Genomic DNA, 20,774 nt, shown 5'->3' with positions numbered 1-20,774 from the left:
GTTCGTTCGTCCTCGCTCGCCAAGTACTCGACATCGCGCGAAAAAGCATGCCCGCTCGGTCGAGAGCGGGCACGCTTGTCAGATCCCTTGGAATGTGTCTGCCGCGAGGGCGGAAAGATCAGGTCCGGGGCTTGAGGTTTTCCGGGTCATAGAGCGGCTTGTAGCCGACGCCGGCGACTTCGACGGGATAGGTTTCGCCGAAATATTCCACCTTGAGCTTGCGGCCGACCTGGCAATAGGACCAGGGCAGATAGGCGAGCGCGATGTTCTTGCCGATCGTCGGACCGTAGGCGATCGAGGTCGTGAACGACCGGCGGCCGAGTTGATCGACGAGCGTCTCGCCGGTCTCCGGATCCATGACCGGAAGGATGCCGACCGGATAGCGGGCGACGCCCTTGGAATCGACATTGTCCGTCATGAGGAGCGTGCAGAGCATCGCCGGCTGATGCGGGCGGGCGCGGTGCTCGAGATGCTTGGCCTTGCCGCGGAAATCGGCCTCCTTGACCTTCGGGCGGGCGAGGTCGGCTTCCAAGAGGTTGTATTCGGTCAGCAGATCCGCATTCTGCAGGCGCAGGCTTTTCTCCATGCGGCGGCTATTGGCATAGGTCTCGACGCCGAAGGCCATCACGCCGGTTGCCCGGAGCGCGTCCCAGACCGCGAGCGCATCGCCATAGGCCATGTGCAGTTCCCAGCCCTGTTCGCCGACATAGGAGATGCGGAATGCGGTCACATCCTTGTCGGCGATCCGGATCGGCTTGATCGCGGCGAAGGGGAAGTTCTCCGGCGCCAGGCCCTCGGGGTTCTCGACGACCTTCTGCAAGGTCGTGCGTGCATTCGGTCCCCAAAGGCCGATCGTCACGTATTTCTCGGTGACGTCGGTCACCGTCACGTTGAAGCCCTTGTCCTCGGCAATCCGGCGCACATAGTGGAAGTCGCGCGGGCCGGCGTCGGCGCCGTCGATGACACGGCAGCGGTCGGCCATGCGGATGACGGTGAGATCGGCGCGCACCATGCCCTCGTCGTCGAGGAAGTGGGTATAGATGCCCTTGCCGATATTGGCGTCGCCACCGATCTTCGCCGCGCAGATCCATTCCATCAGCTCGACGTGATCAGGACCTTCGACATCGAACATATAGAAGTGCGACAGGTTCACCATGCCGCAATCCTCGCTCATGGCGAGGTGTTCGGCATTGGAAACGCGCCAGAAATGACGGTTGTCCCACTCGTTTTCGCGCACCGGGATGCGGTTGCCATATTTTTCCAGCAGGTGTTCGTTTGCGGCGTAGCCGTGGGCGCGCTCCCAGCCGCCGAGCTCCATGAAGTAGCCGCCGAGCTCCTTCTCGCGCTCCCAGAAGGGCGAGCGGCGCACGTCGCGGCCGGTGTCATAGGGTTCGCGCGGATGGACCGCCGGATTGTAGATCTTCCGCGCGGCCTCGCCGCAGCGGCCTTCGATGAACTTCTCCTCAAGCATGTGCGGGTAGAAGCGCGAATAATCGATCTTGTTGTGGTCGATCGAGGTGCGTCCGTCCGTCATCCAGTCGGCAACGAGCTTGCCGAAGCCGGGGCCGTCCTTCACCCAGATCGCGACGCAGTACCACAGGCCCCTGACCTTCTGGCTTTCGCCGACCGAGGGTCCGCCATCCGTCGTCACCTGGAGCAGACCGTTGAACGAGTGGCTTTCATTGTAGCCGAGTTCGCCGAGGATCGGGGTCAGCTCCATCGCCCGCTCCAAGGGCTCCAGGATCTGTTCCATTTCCAGGTCGCGCTGCGAAGGCGAAAGGCGGGCTTCATGCTTTTCGAGAAGCTCGCGCGGATGGCAGAGCCGCGGATTCGTCTCCTCGTAATAGCCCCACTCGATCTGGCCGCCTTCGGCGGTCTTCGGATCGCCGGTATCGCGCATGTAGGCGGAGTTGCCCTGGTCGCGCAGAAGCGGCCAGCCGATTTCCTTGCCGGTGCCCTCGAATTCGTTATAGGGGCCGAAGAAGGTGAGCGGATGGTCGACCGGCATGACCGGCAGGTCTTCGCCCACCATTTCCGCGATCAGGCGGCCCCAGAGACCGGCGCAGACGATGACGTAGTCGGCCTCGATCGTGCCGCGATGGGTGACCACGCCCTTGATGCGACCGTCCTTGATGATGAGCGACTGGGCGGGCGTGTTGGCGAAGGCCTGGAGCTTGCCGGCGGTGACAGCCTGGTCGACCAGCTTGCCCGCAACCGTCTGCGAGCGCGGAATGACGAGACCGGCGTCCGGATCCCAGAGCCCGCCCTGCACCATGCTTTCCTCGATCAGCGGAAATCTCTCCTTGATCTCCGCCGGCTCGATCAGGCGTGCGCGGGTGCCGAAGGCCTTGCCGGAGGCCACCTTGCGCTTGATCTCTTCCATGCGGCCGTCGTCACCGACGCGTGCGACTTCGAGGCCGCCGACGCGGGCGTAGTGGCCCATCTTCTCGTAGAAGTCGATGGAGTAGAGGGTCGTCCAGCAGGACAGGAAGTCATGGCTGGTGGTGTAACAGAAATCGGAGGCGTGCGCCGTCGAGCCGATATCGGTCGGGATGCCGGATTTGTCGATGCCGACGATATCGTCCCATCCACGCTCGATCAGGTGATGCGCGATCGACGCACCAACGATACCACCAAGCCCGATGATTACGACCTTCGCCTTTTGCGGAAACTCTGCCATGAGTGCGACCCTAGTTAGTTTGGAAGCCGGATATTAGGGCTTGCGGCGCCACGACTACAGCCTGTCTACGACATAATCATCATGCTGCACGACCAGAACGGGATAGTCCGCGGACCGGTGCAGCATGAATATCGGGGCTGGCATCTCACTGATATCGTGAGAAAAACACCGAGGAGCACCGAAATGCGCTCCGAACCGTAGGGGAATCATGCAAGGTTCGAATGCGCCATCAAACGCGACGTCTGCGTCGGTGCGGTGGTGGCCGCCCCGCCGGTGCAAGGCGGGCAGACAGCAATCCGGACGGTTGGCGTCGGCCAAATGATTGACGATCGCTCGATCACACCTTGCCGGAGCGCAGGGCGAGGGCGGCGATCGTGGCGAAGACCATGATCACGCCGTAAGGAATCTTGCGTGTTGCGCGGATTTCCTCGATGCGCGTGAAAAAGGACAGATGCGCCAGTTGCAGCGGCAACGGCAATTTCAGCGCCAGCATTGTGAAGACGCCGCCGATCAAGAGGAAGATCGCAAAGGGCAGCATGCCGTGCCATCCGACGAAGAGGCCGATCGGCAGGAAAAGCTTGGCGTCACCGGCGCCGAAAAGGCCGAAGAGCCAGAGGCCGAATCCGAGGGCAAAGAGCAGGAGGCCGGCGCCGAGATCGCAGCCGATCCCTGCGGAGGAAAACAGCGCCGCCCCGATATCGTCGGCCATCAGCAGCGCCACTGCGGCATTGACGGAATAAAGGGCGACCACGGCGAGAATGGCGGCATTCGGGATTTTCCAGCTTCGGAAATCGCTCCAGGCGACATAGAGGAAAAGCAATACTGCAAGAGCAGTAAATAAGTTGACTGTCTGCATCATATTTCTCTTCCGCTTCCTTCTTCGAGCTATCCCACCAAAAAAGGTGCTTGACTTGCAGTTTTTCCTAAGTCTTTCGGGCTAGAAAAACATCAAGAAATATTTCCGTGTGTCGCATTGCGGCAGATGAGGGCCGAAATATTCCAGCCGCTTGCCAGTTTCTATCTTAACCATAAACTATAGATCTTGAAAGCAACCACGTTTGAGCAGTTGACGATATAATAATTAAGGGATTATTAATCATATCAGTCGGAGAGGTGGTCTCGATGACAAGGCGGGCCGGGGGAAATTGCGGCACGCAATATATTTTTGGAGGTAATTCTCGATGAAAGCACTTTTGTCTAAAGTACGCGCTTTCGCGCGGGAAGAAGATGGCGTGGCGCTGACCGAATACCTGATTCTTCTGGCCTTGCTGGTCGGCGGCGTGATCACCGCGGTGACCTTGGCCGGGACGAACCTGAGCACGGTTTGGAACGGTTGGGCCGGCTGGTTTACGGCGAACCTGACTCCGTAACGTGATTATTGCAGAAGGGAGGGGTTCATTAACCCCTCTCTTGTATTTTAGCAATTATCGAAAAGTATTTCGATTAAGTGTGGAGTATCGGCGATGCGCTCGTCGACGGTCATCAGTCTCGTTGTCGCTCTTTTACTTGCCTTTGTGGCGGTTTTCGCGACGCGCACCTATCTCGCCGATCAGCAGGCCCGGCTTGCGGCCGCCAATGGCACGAAGCCCGAGGAAAGGACACTCGTCGTTGCTGCGAAGCCCATGCGCTTCGGCGACCGGGTGCGTCCGGAAAACCTTAAAACCATTCCCTGGCCGTCAGGAGAACGACCCGAAGGTTCGTTCGATGCCATTGCGGCGGTCGTCGGCGATGATACCGAGCCGCGCTACGCCATGGAGGCGATCGATCCGGGTGAGCCGGTGCTCTCCTCGAAAATCACCGGCGCTGGCGAGCGGGCGACACTGTCTGCGGCGCTCGACCCGGGCATGAAGGCCGTTTCCATCAGAGTCAACGACGTACTCGGCGTTGCTGGTTTCGTGCGCCCCTCGGATCGCGTCGATGTGCTTCTGACGCGGGTAGTTCAGAACCAGGAGCGGAACAAGGAAGAGACTTTTGTCGATGTGCTGCTCCAAGGGGTAAAGGTGTTGGCGGTGGACCAGACGGCGGATGAGCGTAAGGACGAGCCTTCCGTCGTCAAGACGGTCACCTTCGAGGTGACGACCGAAGAGGCGCAGCGGCTCACTCTTGGCGCGAATATCGGCACGCTGTCGTTGGCGCTGCGGAACATTGCTTCGGCTTCCGTCGAGGAGACGCGAAGGCTGACCATGACTGATCTCGGCGGCGGTCCATTGGCAACCGAACTCGCCAACGACGCCGACGACGGGCGATTCGACGTGATCGAGCGACTGGTGCGGAAGGTCGGGGACGACCTCAGTGGCCGCATCGACTCGGTCGAAAACAAGATGAAGACGCCCGCCCGCGAGAAACAGGTGCAGATTGTCGAGCGAAAAGCCGAGCCGGTCTTGCCGGTCGAGCCGAAGTGGGCGACGGTGGGCGTCTGGAACACGACGAAGCGCGAGGAGCACCGCGTCGGGCTGGTCCAGTGACGGGGATGCGGCGGGGTATACGGCTTGCCCGCAGGCGTGGCGGCCGAACGAGGAGCGGAGGCTAAAGCGGGAATGTCGAGGGGAAGGAATAGGGGGGCGGCGAGAGCCGTAACCCTTGCGGCGACAGTCGCGGCAGTGATTGCATATGGTTGCTGGGGCCCCAGTCCGGTCGGTCCCGCCAGTGCCCAGGAAAAATTCGTGAGCCTTACAGGTTCGGTCCAGCACGTAACGTTGCCGCCGAACGATACGCTGACGATCAGGACCGGCAAGCCCTTCGGCGATCTGGTAATCGGCAGCGCCGATCTGATCGACGTCGTGCCACTCTCCGACCAGTCGCTCTTCATCCGTGGCAAGCAGCCGGGCGCCACCAATATCTCGGTCTATGACGACAACAAGCAGCTTATCGGCGTCATCGATGTGCGCGTTGCCAGCGATTTCAGCGAAGTGGCGGCCGCCATCCGCTCGACCGCGCCTTCGGCGCAGGTACGGGTCTTCAATTCCAACGATCGCATTCGCTTGACGGGTACGGTCCGCGATGCGGTCGAACTGCAGCGGGTGATGGAAATCGCCCAGTCCTATTCCGAAGAGCCAGTCCTGAACCAGTTGCGGGTGAGCGATTCCCAACAGGTGATGCTGGAGGTTCGGGTGATCGAGGCCTCGCGCCAGACCGGCCGCGACCTTGGCATCGGTTGGGCTGGCAGCAACGGCAAGAACGGCAGCCTCGGGTCCTTGTCGCCCCGGCTGGGTTTGACCACGAACGATAAAGATCAGCTGGTATTCGATCTCAAGGATGCTGCGGGAGCCGCGACGGGCATGCAGCCCTTCGGCCAGATCATCGCCAAGGTGCTGGAGATTTCCGGGACGCGCATCGACGTGGTCATCAATGCGCTTGAGGAGAAGGGGCTGGTGCGCCGCCTGGCGCAGCCGAACCTGATCGCCATGAGCGGCGAGACCGCGAGCTTCCATGCCGGTGGCGAGGTGCCGATCCAGAGGACGGTCGCGAACGGCGCGACGGTCGCCACCGAGACTGATTACCGCCCATTCGGCGTGCGACTCACCTTCACGCCGGTGGTGCTCGACGGCGGGCTCATCAATCTGAGGATCGAGCCGGAAGTCTCCGAAATCGATCAATCGATCAACGTCAACGGTAATCCCGGCTTCATCTCGCGCGCTGCGAGGACGACGGTCGCACTGCGCGACGGCCAGAGTTTCGCCATGGCCGGCCTCCTGCAGTCGATTAATGCCAAAGATATCCAGCAATTGCCAGGGCTTGGGCAGATTCCGGTTCTTGGTGCGCTGTTCCGCTCGACGAGCTTCCTGAAGCGGGAATCCGACCTCGTCATCGTCGTGACGCCGCACATTGTGCGGCCGGCCTCGCCCGGCGAGGATCTCTACAGCCCGCTCGAGCAGACGCGGTCGTCGAACGATTGGGAGCTGTTCGCGCTGGGCATCATGGAAGTGGACAAGGACATGCTGCGGCGCTTCCGCAATGGCGAAGGCGTGAAAGGGCCCTATGGCCACCGTCTCGATCTTGATGTGGGAGGCCAACTTGCCGTTGCCAAGAGATAAGCGCGCCTTCCTGATCGTCGCCGCCGCAAGCCTTCTCTCAGGCTGCGCCGACTACATGAACCATCGCGACTCGATCACCTTCGGGCTTGGCAATGCCGCCGAAGCCAACAAGGGCATTCACATACAGGAGCCTTTCCCGAGGGTGGCGCAGAACACGCAGATCGCTAGCGACGGCAAGGTGATCCATCGGGCGATCCGCAGCTATCAGGGCAGTGCGCCGACCAGCGCGCCGCCGCCGGCCGCGGTGATCCTGCCCATGGCCACGCCGCCTGCGGGAACGAACGGAGCGGCATCCGGCGGCGGAGCGGGAAGCGGGCAATGACGCGACAAGCGTAAACGGCAGCGGCGCCGGGAGGGAATACCATAGAAACAGTATGTCGCGGCGATAGAGGGCCGCCGCGACCGGGGGGCATGTCAATGTTGAACGGGGCTATCAAACGGTTCTGGGACGATCATCGTGGCTACGTCATCGTCTTGACGCTGATTTCCATGCCGCTCCTGCTCGGCCTGTCGCTGCTTGTTATCGACGTCGGGCGCACGGGCAATCTTCACACCGACCTTCAGAATGCAGTCGACGCCATGGCCCTCGCCGGCGCGCGCGAGCTCGACGGCCGCGACGACGCGATCGACCGGGCCGATGCCGCGATCGAGACGCTCACAAACGGCGCCGCCTTCAGCGGCGGCGGGACCGGAATGTCGCTCGGCTCGCACATCACGGTCGTCTACGATGCGGGCAACGATGCCGGAAGCACGGTCACGGTCACCTATCTCAAGGAAATTCCGGCTGACGATGACGATCCGATCACCGCGGCGATGGTGACGACGGATCCCCATGAGGCATCCTATGCCCGGGTCGTCGCCAAAGACCACGCGATGACGACGATCTTTCCAATTCCCGTCGGCCTCAACCGCGATACGATCAACGTTTCCGCCGAAGCGGTAGCCGTCTACCGGGCAAGCGCCTGCGACGTGACGCCGATCTATATCTGCAACCCTTTCGAAGACCCCTCTGGAAATAATGGTGCGGCGGCCGCCGAGGCGCTGCACACGAATTTCGCCGCCGGCGCCCTTTACGGAGTGCAGATCGAGCTACACAGCACATCCTCCAGCTCTCCGGGGCCGGGCAATTTCGGGTTCCTTGCGACCTATGGGAATGGGGCGAACGTGCTTGCCGAGGCATTGGCCACGGGCTCGCCCGGTGTATGCTACGAGCGGGACGCACTGGAAACCAAGACGGGTGCCAATGCCGGTCCCGTGGAAGCCGGCCTCAACACGCGCTTCGGCCTTTATTCCGGCTCGTTCGGGAACGCGCGCAACGACGGTCGCTACCGCCCGGCCCGAAACGTGCGGTCCGCGCAATCGCAGACGGGCGGTGCCAACAAGATCTGCGGCGACTACGACCCGGTCATGTCAGGTAGCACGGTTGGCGATACCGCACAGGCCGTGCCCCTCGGTTATGGTGCCGCCATGAGCTCTCTCACGGGCGGTAAGATCAGCACCGGCAACAATTGGCAGTACGGCACCTACTGGGGCGTCGCGCATCCTGGGATGGCGACCGCCACGGTAAGCGATATTCTGAGCAATTATTCGAGCTATCCATCGCCAGCCGGCTCGCCGTCGCAGCCTTCGGCTTACGATGTCTATCGTTACGAGCTCGCAAATCCCGCGCGGATCGGCGACGCCTCCGCGAATGGTGAGACAGGCGCGCCATTGACGGGTGGCCAATGCTATAGCGGACCGGCTCTTTCTAACTACACCGCCAGCGAATACGGCGATCGTCGCGAGATCTTTGCTGCCGTTGTCAATTGCAAGGAAGAATACAATGCCGGTCGCTTGACGGGACACAGCGTGGATACGAGGGCAATTGCCTTCGCCCGCATGTTCCTGACCAAGCCCGCAATAGCTGACAGCGGCGAACGCTATCTCTCGCTGGAAATGATCGACATTACCGGCAGAGGCGGCCGCGGTACGCTCGATGAGTTCCTGCGCGAAGAAGCGGAGCTGGTCCGATGATCACGCTGGCAAACATACTGCCGCTTCAGCTTCGATCCGCCTTCTGGCGAGGGGAGGACGGCGCGGTGCTTGTCGAGGCACTGGCGGTGGTGCCTTTCGTGACGCTCTTTACGGCCGGCATTCTCGAGTTCGGCAATATCTTCTGGGAGCGCATGCAGATCGACGCGGGCCTGCGCGACGCCGGACGCTACCTGTCGCGCTGTCGGCCGACCTCGCCGACCTATACGGCGAACTGTACCGAAGCAACCGCGAAACTGATCGCCTTCTATGGGACGCAGAGCCCTGCGGCAAACGCCCCCCTGCGGGTTCGCGGTTGGGGACCCAGCCTCGCCGACATCACCGTAACACCGGTCAGCGCCGACGGCACGATCACCATTGCGACGGCACACCTTTACGAAACCTCTCCGTTGTTCTCCGGGCTCGGTATCGGTGCGATCACGATCACGTCCTCCCATGAAGAGAGGTATATCGGATGGTGATCTTCCGGACCCTCGTCTCGTTCTGCCAGGATACGCGCGGCGTCAGTCTTGTTGAGGCGCTGCTGACGTTCCCGATCGTGATCCTGATCTTCGCCGCCTTTGTCGAGTTCGGCTATGCCATGTCGCAGTGGAACCAGACTGTGAAGGCGCTGCAATATGGCGCGCGGCTCGCGGCCGTATCCGATCCGTTGACCTCGAACTTCGACACAGCTTTCCCCATTAGTGCAGCCAATCCGCTGGATAACGGCAAGGCCGCGCCGAACAATGCGACAATCGCGTCGACTTGTGGGCCGGCTCTTGCCAACTGCAGCGCGGAACTTAGCCGGATTGTCAAGGGAAGCGACGGTGTTTGCGGCACGGCCGGCGATCCGCGCCCTGGCATCTGCGATCTCAACTGGCGCATCCAGCCGGAGAACCTGGTGGTTACTTATCAGCGCTCCGGTCTCGGTTACTGGGGGCGGCCGAATGGGCCGGTACTGACCATGCGCCTGGAAGTGCGCGACGTCACCTTCGATCTTCCCGTCCTCGGCGGCCTGCTCGGCCTCAATGACATTACCATACCCGCCCACCCGGTGACGATCACGACCGAAGACTTGAAAACATGCTCAACCTGCTGAGCCCTTGATATTGCGTGGGGAAGCGAGATGACAGCCCATATGAACTTCGTAGCGTCCACCAAGATCCTTGTTCTTTCCGACGACGCGGCGGCTGCGAGCTTCATGCTCGATACGTTCGGATCGCTTTCCCGCTACGATGTGCGTCATCTGGCGCTGAAGGCGTTCGGCGAAAAGGGGCGCCTCGATCCGGCGCAGTTCGATCTGATCGTGCTCGATGTCGACAACGGCGACATGCTGAACCAGCCGGAGCTCTTTTCTTTCCGTGCCGGCCACCGCAACATTCCGCTCATCGTCGTCTCGGAAGATTTGCCGGACGACAAGCTGCGGCTGCTCTTCCGCCTCAACGGCAATGACTGGCTGAAGAAACCGCTGGAACGCCGCGTGCTGATCGACATGATCTCGACGCACGCGCCGACGGCGGGCGCGAGCGACAGCCGCGTCCATGCCGTCGTCTCGGCCGTCGGCGGGGCGGGAGCGAGCGTGATCGCATCCTCGCTCGCGCACGTGCTGGCTCAGCCCACGAAAAATTCGTCGCCGCGCGTCGATCTGTTCGACATGGACTTCTCGTCCGGGTCGCTCGGCTATTACCTCAACCTCGTCAATGACTATGACCTGATGCCGGTCATCGCCAATCCATCGCGCGTCGATCTCGAATTCATCGATCTCGTACGCAAGCGCCATTCCGGCGGCTTTTCGCTGCTGTCGTTCAAGCAGCCATCGGTCCTTTTGTCGCCGAAGGGGGCCGAACTGGTATTGCGCATGCTCGATGTCGCGGCATTCGAAAGCGACCAGACGGTCCTCGATATCCCTTACTACAGCACGCCCTGGAAGGACGAGGTGCTGGGATCGGTCAACAGCATCACCATCGTCACGGAAATGACCATTCCCGCGCTGCACCAGGCCAAGGAACTCTACCTCAATCTGGTGCGCCTGCGCGGCAGTTCGGACTCGATCTTCGTCGTCATCAACAAGTACCGCACCAAGCTCTTCAGCCTTGGGGTGCGCCGGGAACAGGCCGACAGGATTTTCAAGGAAACCCACGCGCATGTCGTCGCCTATGACTGGGACACGCTGAGCGAGGCCGTCAACCGCGGCGTGCTGCCGGTCGAGGTGAATGCGCGTTCGCGCTTCTGCAAGGCCGTCGGCAAACTCGGAGCGCTCGTCCGATGAACGCAGGCGCGCACAGGAATGTACCGCGGCGGCGGTGCGGCGAGAGAGGAGGGTGCCGGAGGATGCGGGCGGTGTTTGCAACGGTCGCCTTCGGGCTCGCGTTTTGGCTGCACGGGGCGGCCGCAAGCGAGCAAGTGCCGCGGAACCTCGGACCGGCAACCGGCGTCACCGTTACCTCCGAGCAGAACTATCCGGCCGGCACGATCGTCATCGTCAGTGAAAGCCGGATACTCGATCTCGTCCTCTCCGGTGGCAGGGCAATCCGCTACAGGATCGGCGTCGGCCGCGACGGTTTCCGCTGGAGCGGCGTCGTGAAAATCGGCCGCAAGGCAGAGTGGCCCGACTGGCGGCCGCCGGCCGAGATGAAGGCGCGCGCGCCGGGGCTCCCGGAACTCGTGCCGGCCGGGCCGTTCAATCCAATGGGTGCCCGCGGGATCTATCTCTACCGGGGAGATGCCGACACGCTCTATCGCATTCACGGGACGAACGACCAGTCGACAGTTGGCGATTTTGCGTCCTCCGGCTGCTTCCGCATGAGCAATGCCGACGTCATCGATCTCTATGACCGGGTGCGGATCGGCGCCACGGTTGTTGTGAAATAGTTGGAAGGGGGAAGGGCTGATGGCGAACGGGTTCATAGGACGCTTTTACAAGCAGCCACTGCAAGGCGTGGAGCGCCAGCACGTTGCAGACATTGCCTCCAACGATGCGGCCGCGTTTGCGCCTGCGCCAAACGTGGCGGCTGCCCAGGCGACGACTGCGGTCAAGGAGGAATCGCCGCTCGGCCTGGATATGGTTTCAGAGCGGGTCAACCTGCATCGCCATCTTCTGGACCACATCAATCTCGGCATTCTCGATACGCTTGACGACGAGGAGATCGCCACCGAAATCCGGCCGCTGGTGAAGGATTATATCCGCCGGAACAACTCTCCCTTGAATGCCAGGGAAATCAACGATCTGGTTCGTGACATCACCGACGAGATGCTCGGCCTCGGGCCGATCGAGCCGCTGCTGGCGGACGAGTCGGTGGCCGATATCCTCATCAACGGTCACAACAGCGTCTACGTCGAGCGACGCGGCCAGCTCGAAAGCACGGCGGTTCGCTTCAAGGACGAGGACCACCTGCTCAGGGTGATCAACAAGATCGTCTCGGCCGTCGGCCGCCGTGTGGACGAAGCAACGCCCATGGTCGACGCTCGCCTCAAGGACGGCTCGCGTGTCAACGTCGCCATCAGGCCGATCTCGGTCGACGGGCCGCTCGTCTCGATCCGCAAGTTTACCCGCAAGCCGCTGACGCTGGAGCGTCTCGTCGAATATGGCGCGATGGCGGATGCGATGCGCATTCTCCTGAGCGCGGCGGTCAAGGGCAGGGTGTCGATGATCATCTCAGGCGGTACCGGTTCGGGCAAGACGACGCTGCTCAACGCGCTTTCCTCGCAGATTTCGTCGAGGGAGCGGTTGATCACGATCGAAGACGCCGCCGAACTGCAGCTCCAGCAGCCGCATGTCGGGCGGATGGAAACCAGGCCGCCGACGCTTGACGGCCGGAACGAGGTCCGCCAGCGCGAACTCCTGAAAAACGCGCTTCGCATGCGGCCCGACCGCATCATCGTCGGCGAGGTACGCGGCGAGGAGGCCTTCGACATGCTCCAGGCGATGAACACCGGTCACGAAGGATCGATGACGACCATTCACGCTAACACCCCGCGCGATGCGGTCAGCCGGCTCGAGCAGATGGTCGGCATGGCGGGTATGCCGATGTCGCAGCTGAGTGTCCGATCGCAGATCTCGTCCGCGATCTCGCTCATCGTCCAGGTGCAGCGCTTGAACGACGGCAGCCGCAAGGTCGTCTCGGTTTCCGAGATCACCGGCATGGAGGGCGAGGTCGTGCAGATGCAGGAAATCATGCGCTTCAAAAAGATCGGGACGGACGAGAACGGCCGCATCCACGGCGAGTTCCGAGCCACCGGCTTGCGCCCGCGCTTCGTCGAGGAATTCGCGGAACTCGGAATCATCATCCCTCCGGCGATTTTCGAACCGGGGAAACCACTACAGACGGGGTCCAGCAAGCCATGACCCTGATCCTGCTCTACGCGGCCGTATTCGTCGCGGCGCTGGTGTTTGTGGAAGCGCTGCTGCGCAGTTACTTCCGGACGTCCGAACGTCACAGGGCGGTGAACGACCGTCTGAGCCTGCTCGCGGCGAGCGAGAATCATCGCGAGACCTACCGCGAAATGCTGAAGCAGCGCGGTGCGGACAATGAGTGGCGATCGCTGCCGTTGATGCAGCGGCTGAGGCAGTACTACGTGCAGTCCGGCATCAAGTTCGATGGGAAGCGGTTTGCCCTTTATGCCGTCGCCGGCGCCCTCGTCGTCTGGCTTCTCCTCCAATTTCTCGTTCCGAGCACATTGGTCCGGATTCCGATCTTCCTTGCGGTGTTCCTTCTCGTGCCCGTGCTCATCGTCTGGCGGGTGCGCGCCAAGCGCATACGCAAATTCGCCGAGAAGCTTCCCGAGGCGCTCGACGTTGCCAACCGGAGCCTTGCGGCAGGGCATCCTTTGCCGGCGGCGATCTCGCTGGTAGCGCGCGAGATGCCCGATCCGATTGGAACGGAGTTCGGCCTACTGTCGGACGAGCTGACCTATGGCGTCACGCTCGATGATGCGCTCATGAACCTCAATGACCGGGTGGGGGTGGAAGACCTCAATCTGCTCGCCATCTCGCTGAGCGTCCAGGCCGGAACCGGCGGCAATCTCGTCGAGATCCTGCAGAACCTCTCGAAGACGTTGCGTGACCGGTCGATGTTGAAGGCGAAGGTCAGGGCAATCTCCTCGGAAGGGCGGATCACGGCGATCTTCATGTCAATGTATCCGTTTCTTCTCTACGCTATGATCAAGTTGCTTTCTCCGACCTATTTCGACCCGGTTTGGGAGAGTGGCTACGGAGGCACGATCGCTGCGGGCCTGCTGGTGATTATGGCTATCGGAAATGTCATTCTCTACAAGATGGTTAACTTCGAGTACTGAGCCCGCCATGTGGAACGAGTACGGCATCTATCTCATTGTCTTCTTTTCGGTCCTGATCTTTTCAGCCGCCGCTTCCGAAGTCGTCTTCCGCCGGCGCGAGGTGGGCCTCAGGCTCTCGGAAACGAAGACGAGAGCACGAGGCGACGAACTGCATGTTGGTGACGGAGCGATCGCCGATCTCGGCGAGGCGGAGAACCGGCTGATCCGCCGCTATTTCGACATCACCCGTAGTGACACCAACCCCAATTCCACGCAAAACCGGCTGATCCGAGCCGGCTATTTCAGCGCCAACGCCGTTACGACGTTCCAGATGATCCGCGCGATCATATGCATCGGCGTCATGGTTCTGGCTGTCTGGGCCTTTAATCGCTTCTTTCCTGAGATTTCACGCGTCGCGACCCTGCTCGGCGCGATGTTCGCGGCCGGTGCCGCCTTCATCCTGGTGAATATCTATATCGACCGGCGGGGCGACGCCAAGGAACGCGATTACCGCCGTCTTTTTCCCGACTTCATGGACATGCTGATCGTCTGTCTCGACGCCGGCATGAGCATCGAAGCGGCAGCAAACCGCGTGGCGCGGGAATTCGTCGCCAAGCAGCAGGATTTTGGGTTGCATCTCTCGATCATGATGTTGGAGGTGCGCGGCGGGCGCCGGTTGCGCGAGGCGCTTGCCAATCTCGCGACGCGACTGAGGATCGACGAGGCACGCGCGCTTTCGGTTCTCTTCCGCCAGTCGGAGGAGCTTGGAACAAGCGTCACGCAGACGCTCCGGGTCTACAGCAAGGAAATGCGCGATCTTCGCATCGTCCGCGCCGAGGAAAAGGCCAACGCCCTGCCGATCAAGATGCTGCTGCCGCTCGGCGCCTTCCTGTTTCCCGTGAGCCTGGTCATTGTGCTTGTGCCTGTCGTCATCCGCGTGGTCAGCCTTCTCGCCGGCATGGCGCCCGGCGGTTAAGAGTAGCGAGGACTCGATGCAATATTCGCTTAACCAGGACCGTGAGGATTTCGCTCCGACGCTTGATCTCCGCATGCCGATGGCGCCGGCTAGCGTGGAAGAAACCGGGCTCGAACTGTCGTTCCTGCTGCGGTTGGCGGCGCAATGCGCGACCGAACAGGACACGGTCACGCCATCGCATCTGGCGGAGCGGATGAAGCTGCCCAAGGTGGTGGTCAACCTGCTGGTCAAGGAGCTTGTGAAGCTCGCCTATTTCGAGGCACGGGGGCTCGCCGGCGACGATGTCAGATCCGACATCCGCTACGCACTTTCGATGAAGGGCCTCGAATATGCCCACGTCGCCTCCCGGCAATCGTCCTATGTGGGGCCGGCGCCGGTGTCGCTCGACGCCTTCTGTCGGCAGCTCGGCTTGCAATCGATCCATCACGAACGGGTGACGCATGACCTTCTGATCGAGAGCCTAGAGGGCCTTGTGCTATCGCCGTCGTTGGTCGAAAAACTCGGCCCGGCGATGAATTCCGGGCAGTCCATTCTGCTTTACGGACCACCCGGCAACGGCAAGACGAGCATTGCCGAGCGTACGTCGCGTCTGTTCCGACAGACGATCTGGGTGCCCCATGCTGTCGAGGTCGGCGGCTATGTCATCCGCTTCTACGACGAAGCCGTCCATCAATCCGTCGGAACGGTGCCATATCCGAAGTCGGACCAGCGATGGGTCGAATGCCGGCGGCCAGTGATCAAGACCGGTGGCGAACTGACCCTCGACCTGCTCGATCTGGCCTTCAACGAGGGGTCGAATGTTTATGAGTCGCCGATGCATCTCAAGGCATCCGGCGGCGTCTTCATTATCGACGATTTCGGTCGTCAGCAGGTGTTGCCGCAAGCGTTGATCAATCGCTGGATCGTGCCGCTCGAGCGTGGCTACGACTTCTTGACCCTGCATACGGGAAAGAAGTTCAAGGTTCCGTTCGACGAGCTCGTGGTCTTCTCCACCAACATTGCCCCGAAGGACCTTTCGGACGAAGCGGGTCTGCGGCGGCTGAAGTACAAGATATTTGTCAATACTCCTTCGCGGGCAGAATATATCCGCATCTTCGGCACCTATGCGAAGAACGTTTCGGTAGAACTGCGCGAGCGAGACCTGGAGCTGTTCTACGATCGGAAATACACTGGCGAATCACTGGCGTCCTGTTACCATCCCAAATACCTCCTGGATTTCATCGGATCCTATTGCGAGTTCAACGCGATGCCGAAGGTGGCTTCGCTGGAAATGCTGGAACGGGCATGGGAGGGCGTGTTTACGCTGGATTAGGATCCGTAGCGGGATACGGGAAGCAATGGGTGCGTACCTTATTAAGGAATGCCTGAAATACTGATGCAATGGAATTCAGCGACTTGATCCTGCTTGCGGCGGAGTGATGCGGATGACCAGTATTCCGGATGTCGATGTCGAATCTGACGGCGCGAGGCAACGCGTCGAGCGACCAGCCAAGGAACCGAGCCGCTCGAAAGGGGCGTCCCTGATTACGCTTGCGCTGTTGCTCCTGCCGTTGAACGCCGGCATTCTTCTTTACACGGCTAAGAATGCGGCCGATAGCCGCGAGAGCCTCGCCGCGCTCAAGCGTTCCATCGATGGCCTGAAAGAACTGGTCGACAAACAGGGGCGGCATATCGCCCGAAGCGCCAAGGCCGAGGACATGGCAATCGTTCGCCAGCGTCTGGAGGGCCTGCGCAAACAGATCGCCGATTTCGATGCCGGCATGCGTTCAGGTTTGGTTGCCTCCGGCGGAAGCCTGATCATGAGCGCGCCCGGAAAGGGCGTGACACAACGGCTGGAGCCGTCGGCCAATGCCTTCTCCGCCGGACTGCAGGTGGCGGAAGACAATCTCGCCTCGACTGGCACCCAAGGTGTCTCCGTTGCGGACCTGCCGCATTACGAACGCTCGATCTCGCCCGAGGGTAAACTGATCCTGCGCAAGGTGAGGTGATCTGCGGGTTTTCCGCCGAACCGATTTTTTCTTTTCGAAAGCCGCTCTCGGCGAGGATCAAAAATCGTGTCACAGTGGGATGCGGCCTTTTCGCCGCACGTTGCCGCCCACTCCGCCCGCATGAACCGCGTCGCGCGCACTCTATCGTTGCGCGAACTTCACGCTGTTTTTCATGAGTTCCAGGTTCCTGGCCGTGGTCTCGTTCGCCGGATCGAGTTCATAGGCCTTCAGGAAGTAACGCCGGGCTTTGGGCAGGTCGCCACGCAAAAGATGCGAGTATCCGATATTGTTGTAGTAGACCGCCGTGTTTCCGATCATGCCCGAGAGCTGCTGGTAGGCACGGTCTGAGGTATCGAAGCGACCGATCATGTCGGCGGAGGCGGCAAAGCCCAGCCAAGCGGACGGGTCTTCGGGAAAGACCGCTACGGCCCGCTTGTAGATGGCGTAGGACTTACCGTAGTTCTTCTCCTTGAACTGCAGCTTTCCCTTGGTTACCAACTCGTCGTTCTTGTAGAAGGCTACGGCCGAATCATCCTCGAGTGTTTTGGCGCTATCGCCGAAGGCCGCCACGTCGTCGAGGGCGGCCGATTGGCAGCCGGCCAGCAGGATTCCGCCCGCGAGCAATAAGGTGAGGCACCTGATCCGCGATCTGATCTGAGAAGTTGCCATCTATTCCCCCGATTTTTGGCTAAAGTAGCCTCGCGCCTGCAAGCACTCACGGAAAATCTTCCGAAAAAAATGCTAATAAATGTAGAATTGAAACAATGAGTCGCATTAAAGAGACACATCGCGCATCTTAAGGCGGTGCCGTGTTCGGTGACCATCGCCATGAACGGTTTCAATCTGCCGGCTCAATTGCTGGCAAGTCAGGTCGTTCCGGTCCGAACAGAAAGTTACGATCGGTAAGCCCCAGTTAAGCGTCGCCTTATATATGAACAGTGTCCGAGCGGACGCGCTCCAGTCAAAGGGGATGCCTGCAAATGCGAGCTTCAGTTCTAACCTTCCTTCGACTCGGCCCATGTGGCGCTTATGCATTGGCGGCTGCGTTTCTGGCCAGCATGGTTCTGCTTGCCTATTATCCCGCGAGCGAGTTCTCCTGGTGGCTCTACATGACGATACTTCCGGTCATGCGCGAACCAGTCTTCATACTTCTCGCCGTTCCCGGCGTCGGGCTTTGGAGTGCCGCCGTGATTCTGGTGCTCGCAGCGCTTTTGGGAATCCTTCTGGCGATCCGGCCCGATCGATATCCGCGCACGCGCTTCATCCACGCGCACGTCGCCTTGATCGCCACCGCGCTCGGCATGGTGCGGGCCGCAATCGCCCAGGCCGGCGTTTCAGGCCTCTCGTTGCCGCAGGTGCTGCGCGGCGACTGGTCTTTCCTGCCGCCCGCCTATTCGCCGCTTGGGTCCGCGCTTTTCGTCGTCGTCCTTGCCGCCTGTGCCTGCTGCCATTTCGCGATCATCCGGCGTATCCGCGTAAGATAGCGCGACCCACTGTGCCGCACCTGCGCGGGTCCTAACCGTTGTTGACCGGCGAAGACGCGGGACGACATCAGTGCGATTGGGTGACGAGCCGGCTTGATCTCCAATAGGACGCCGGTTCGCCCAAAAGTTCGGTCACGCCGGCCCGCTCGAAAGCCAGCTTTCGCTCTCGCGCCGCGGAGTCCAGAATATCCGCCGTATCAAGATGTTCGATGCGCCGGCCGCGCATGAGCACCCTTCCGTTGACGATGACGGTGTCGACATCCGCGGCATTGGCGAAATGCGCAAGCCGCGTGACCGGCATGCCTGGCGGGTAGAGATGGGGCTTGCGCATGTCGATGAGCACGATATCCGCCTTCTTGCCGGTTTCCAGTGAACCCAGCTCGCTTTCGAGGCCGAGTGCCCGAGCGGCGTCGATCGTCGCCATTTCGATGGTCTTGCCGGGGGGCAGGTAGCTTGGATCGCGGAAATGCCGGCGATGATAATGCATGCACTGCGCCATGTGGCGGAACATGTCGTAACCCCGATCGGGCGCCGCGGCATCGGAGCCGAGGCAGACGACGATGCCGGCATCGATCAGTTCCGGAACCGGGCAGCGACCGTAGATCGACATGATCGCGCTTGGATTGTGGATGATGGAGGCGCCGGTTTGCACAAGAGCCTCGAAGTCTGCCGGCGTGAGATCGACGCTGTGGCCGAGCAGGGCGAATGGACCCAGAACACCGAGATCGCGGGCGAGCGCGATCGACCCTTCGCGATGCCCGTCCTGGGTGAAGAGGACCTTCTTGCGCTCGCGCAAGGCCATCACCGCGTCGCCCATGTCCTTGACTTTCCGGCGTGCCGGCCCCTCCACGACATCGGCGGCATAATAGACGGGCATTGCCAGCGCGACGCCGGTGCGGCGGTCGAGCACGTCATTCCAGCGATCGATCAGGTCTTCGCACACCTCCAACTGGTGCTCGAAGGAAATGGCGATATCCCGGCCATCATTATTTTCGTAACGCCGATAGCTGCGGGGGAAGGGCGGACGGGTTGGCCCGACCGCGAGAATGGTGCGAAGGCCTGCCTCCGCGGTTGCCGTGCAATGCGCGTCGCCGAATGTCGGATCGTCGGTGCGCATGATGTCGGCACCGCCGCCTAGCAGAGTCATCGCCGTCGTAACGCCGCCTTGAAGCCGCTCCAGCAGCGTCAGGCGCGCCTCCGCCCGCCAGAAGTCGGCGGTCGACGCGCGGGCGTAGATCGCCTCGCAGACCTCGAACCAGCGGTCGACGTCGCCGCAGCCCGCAGCTCGCACCAATCCATGCCCCGCATGCGAATGGCAGTCGATAAGGCCCGGCATTGCGACCATGCCGGAGCCATCGATGATTTCCCGGGCGTCCCGCGGCGGCTCGTCGGCCTCGCTGCCAATGCCCGCGATGCGGTCTCCGGCAATGGCCAGCCACGCCCGGTCGATTACCCGTCGCTCGTTATCTACGGTGACAGCAGTCACATTGCGCAGGAGAATATCCGGCTGCTCCATGTCGTTGCCTTTCGGATTTTCAGTCGAGATCGGGCTCAGGCGCCCAGGATGTCTTCGAGGTTCCGGGCCGCGACGCGATCGGTCTCGAGGTCGAGCTGGTTCTCGATATGGGCGAGATGGTGATGCATCACTGCGAGCGCCTTTCTGGCATCGCGGGCGACGATGCAGTCGACAATGGCGTTATGCTCGTCCGGGCCGCAGTTCAGCACGTCCTTCTGCCGGTACATCGCCATGATCAGGGACGTTCTGGAAACCAGGTCCCGCAGCAGATCGGCGAGGATCTGCGACTGTGCAAGCTCGGCGATCAAGAGGTGGAATGCGCCCGAAAGCCGGATGGCGGCGGCGATATCCCGGTTGGAGTGAGCGCGGCGTTCCGCCTCGACGTGATTTCGGAGCCGGTCGATGCCGCCGGCATCGATTGTCGCGCAAAGTTTCTCGACGAGCCGTTCCTCGATCGTCCGCCGGGCGAAGAAGACATCTCGCGCCTCCTCGGTGGACGGCTGGGAGACGAAGGCGCCACGATTGGGTACGAGCGTGATCAAGCCGTCACGCGCAAGGTTCTGCAGCACTTGGCGAATGCGGGCCCGGCTCGCCGAAAAGATCTCGGAAAGCTGCTCTTCCTTCAGCCTGGTGCCTGGGCCGATCTGCCGCTCGGCGATGGCGCTCCAAAGCCTCTGATAGATTTCCTGATCCGTCGCAGGCCGTGTGCCGGCTTCCATGTCCATTCCGCATTCCTCCCCGGCGCGCCGAAATCACCTCGACACCATTCAAGCGGAAACGGAGCTTTTGTCAACATTGTTCCAGATGATTGT

The 20,774-nt window shown here is 61.4% G+C and carries 20 protein-coding genes; 15 read left to right on the top strand and 5 right to left on the bottom strand.

Translation table 11 applies throughout. The annotated features are described in order from the left end of the window. Positions 1–118: 118 nt before the first annotated feature. Together QN219_RS11990 and QN219_RS11985 are read right to left on the bottom strand one after the other, a co-directional pair. Positions 119–2,680 (bottom strand): FAD-dependent oxidoreductase, encoded by a 2,562-nt coding sequence (locus QN219_RS11990; RefSeq protein ID WP_283999889.1) that lies wholly within the window; start codon positions 2,678–2,680, stop codon positions 119–121. Positions 2,681–3,017: 337 nt separating this feature from the next. Further along, positions 3,018–3,539: a prepilin peptidase gene (locus QN219_RS11985; protein WP_283999888.1), complete on the bottom strand. Its 522-nt coding sequence runs from the start codon at positions 3,537–3,539 to the stop codon at positions 3,018–3,020. Between the two features lie 322 nt (positions 3,540–3,861). On the opposite strand from QN219_RS11985, the gene QN219_RS11980 reads away from it, so the two are divergent. The 14 genes from QN219_RS11980 to QN219_RS11915 all read left to right on the top strand — a co-directional run bounded on the left by QN219_RS11980 (position 3,862) and on the right by QN219_RS11915 (position 16,962). Beyond that, a complete protein-coding gene (locus QN219_RS11980) occupies positions 3,862–4,050 on the top strand; it encodes a hypothetical protein (protein WP_283999886.1) in 189 nt (62 codons plus the stop codon). Positions 4,051–4,143: 93 nt separating this feature from the next. Beyond that, on the top strand, positions 4,144–5,145 hold the full coding sequence (gene cpaB / locus QN219_RS11975) for a Flp pilus assembly protein CpaB (protein WP_283999885.1): 1,002 nt from the start codon (positions 4,144–4,146) through the stop codon (positions 5,143–5,145). A gap of 72 nt (positions 5,146–5,217) precedes the next feature. Further along, positions 5,218–6,714, top strand: a complete 1,497-nt coding sequence (locus QN219_RS11970; protein ID WP_283999883.1) for a type II and III secretion system protein family protein — start codon at positions 5,218–5,220, stop codon at positions 6,712–6,714. Further along, positions 6,680–7,036 (top strand): pilus assembly protein, encoded by a 357-nt coding sequence (locus QN219_RS11965; protein ID WP_283999959.1) that lies wholly within the window; start codon positions 6,680–6,682, stop codon positions 7,034–7,036. Before QN219_RS11970 ends, QN219_RS11965 begins: the two co-directional genes overlap by 35 nt. A 95-nt stretch (positions 7,037–7,131) precedes the next feature. After that, positions 7,132–8,727 carry a pilus assembly protein TadG-related protein gene (locus QN219_RS11960; RefSeq protein ID WP_283999882.1) on the top strand — a complete coding sequence of 532 codons (1,596 nt, stop codon included), beginning with the start codon at positions 7,132–7,134 and terminating at the stop codon, positions 8,725–8,727. Next, positions 8,724–9,206 (top strand): pilus assembly protein, encoded by a 483-nt coding sequence (locus QN219_RS11955; protein WP_283999881.1) that lies wholly within the window; start codon positions 8,724–8,726, stop codon positions 9,204–9,206. Before QN219_RS11960 ends, QN219_RS11955 begins: the two co-directional genes overlap by 4 nt. Beyond that, complete coding sequence (locus QN219_RS11950; protein ID WP_283999880.1) at positions 9,200–9,823, top strand: TadE/TadG family type IV pilus assembly protein; 624 nt, start codon at positions 9,200–9,202, stop codon at positions 9,821–9,823. The genes QN219_RS11955 and QN219_RS11950 overlap by 7 nt, the downstream gene beginning before the upstream one ends. A gap of 27 nt (positions 9,824–9,850) precedes the next feature. Continuing rightward, complete coding sequence (locus QN219_RS11945) at positions 9,851–10,993, top strand: pilus assembly protein (RefSeq protein WP_283999879.1); 1,143 nt, start codon at positions 9,851–9,853, stop codon at positions 10,991–10,993. Between the two features lie 62 nt (positions 10,994–11,055). Next, positions 11,056–11,595 (top strand): L,D-transpeptidase, encoded by a 540-nt coding sequence (locus QN219_RS11940; protein ID WP_405052127.1) that lies wholly within the window; start codon positions 11,056–11,058, stop codon positions 11,593–11,595. A 19-nt stretch (positions 11,596–11,614) separates the two neighbouring features. After that, the gene (locus QN219_RS11935; RefSeq protein ID WP_283999876.1) at positions 11,615–13,069 is read left to right on the top strand and encodes a CpaF family protein; all 1,455 of its coding nucleotides are present in this window, start codon (positions 11,615–11,617) and stop codon (positions 13,067–13,069) included. Beyond that, on the top strand, positions 13,066–14,019 hold the full coding sequence (locus tag QN219_RS11930; protein ID WP_283999875.1) for a type II secretion system F family protein: 954 nt from the start codon (positions 13,066–13,068) through the stop codon (positions 14,017–14,019). Before QN219_RS11935 ends, QN219_RS11930 begins: the two co-directional genes overlap by 4 nt. Before the next feature lie 7 nt (positions 14,020–14,026). Further along, positions 14,027–14,974: a type II secretion system F family protein gene (locus tag QN219_RS11925; protein ID WP_283999874.1), complete on the top strand. Its 948-nt coding sequence runs from the start codon at positions 14,027–14,029 to the stop codon at positions 14,972–14,974. Between the two features lie 16 nt (positions 14,975–14,990). Further along, positions 14,991–16,286, top strand: coding sequence for an AAA family ATPase (locus QN219_RS11920; RefSeq protein WP_283999872.1), 1,296 nt, complete (start codon positions 14,991–14,993; stop codon positions 16,284–16,286). 112 nt (positions 16,287–16,398) lie between these two features. Further along, positions 16,399–16,962, top strand: coding sequence for a hypothetical protein (locus tag QN219_RS11915; protein WP_283999871.1), 564 nt, complete (start codon positions 16,399–16,401; stop codon positions 16,960–16,962). Between the two features lie 141 nt (positions 16,963–17,103). Here the strand turns inward: QN219_RS11915 and QN219_RS11910 are convergent, their stop codons facing one another. Continuing rightward, the gene (locus QN219_RS11910; protein WP_283979261.1) at positions 17,104–17,631 is read right to left on the bottom strand and encodes a tetratricopeptide repeat protein; all 528 of its coding nucleotides are present in this window, start codon (positions 17,629–17,631) and stop codon (positions 17,104–17,106) included. 365 nt (positions 17,632–17,996) lie between these two features. On the opposite strand from QN219_RS11910, the gene QN219_RS11905 reads away from it, so the two are divergent. After that, the gene (locus QN219_RS11905) at positions 17,997–18,446 is read left to right on the top strand and encodes a hypothetical protein (RefSeq protein WP_309486583.1); all 450 of its coding nucleotides are present in this window, start codon (positions 17,997–17,999) and stop codon (positions 18,444–18,446) included. Positions 18,447–18,513: 67 nt separating this feature from the next. Here the strand turns inward: QN219_RS11905 and QN219_RS11900 are convergent, their stop codons facing one another. Further along, on the bottom strand, positions 18,514–19,962 hold the full coding sequence (locus QN219_RS11900) for an amidohydrolase family protein (protein WP_283999868.1): 1,449 nt from the start codon (positions 19,960–19,962) through the stop codon (positions 18,514–18,516). A 35-nt stretch (positions 19,963–19,997) separates the two neighbouring features. Next, positions 19,998–20,687 (bottom strand): GntR family transcriptional regulator, encoded by a 690-nt coding sequence (locus tag QN219_RS11895; protein WP_283999867.1) that lies wholly within the window; start codon positions 20,685–20,687, stop codon positions 19,998–20,000. Positions 20,688–20,774 lie beyond the last annotated feature (87 nt).

This window comes from Sinorhizobium sp. 8-89 (genome assembly GCF_030124325.1).
In the GTDB taxonomy this organism is placed as follows: Bacteria; Pseudomonadota; Alphaproteobacteria; order Rhizobiales; family Rhizobiaceae; genus Sinorhizobium.
This window is presented reverse-complemented; position numbering and strand designations above follow the sequence as displayed.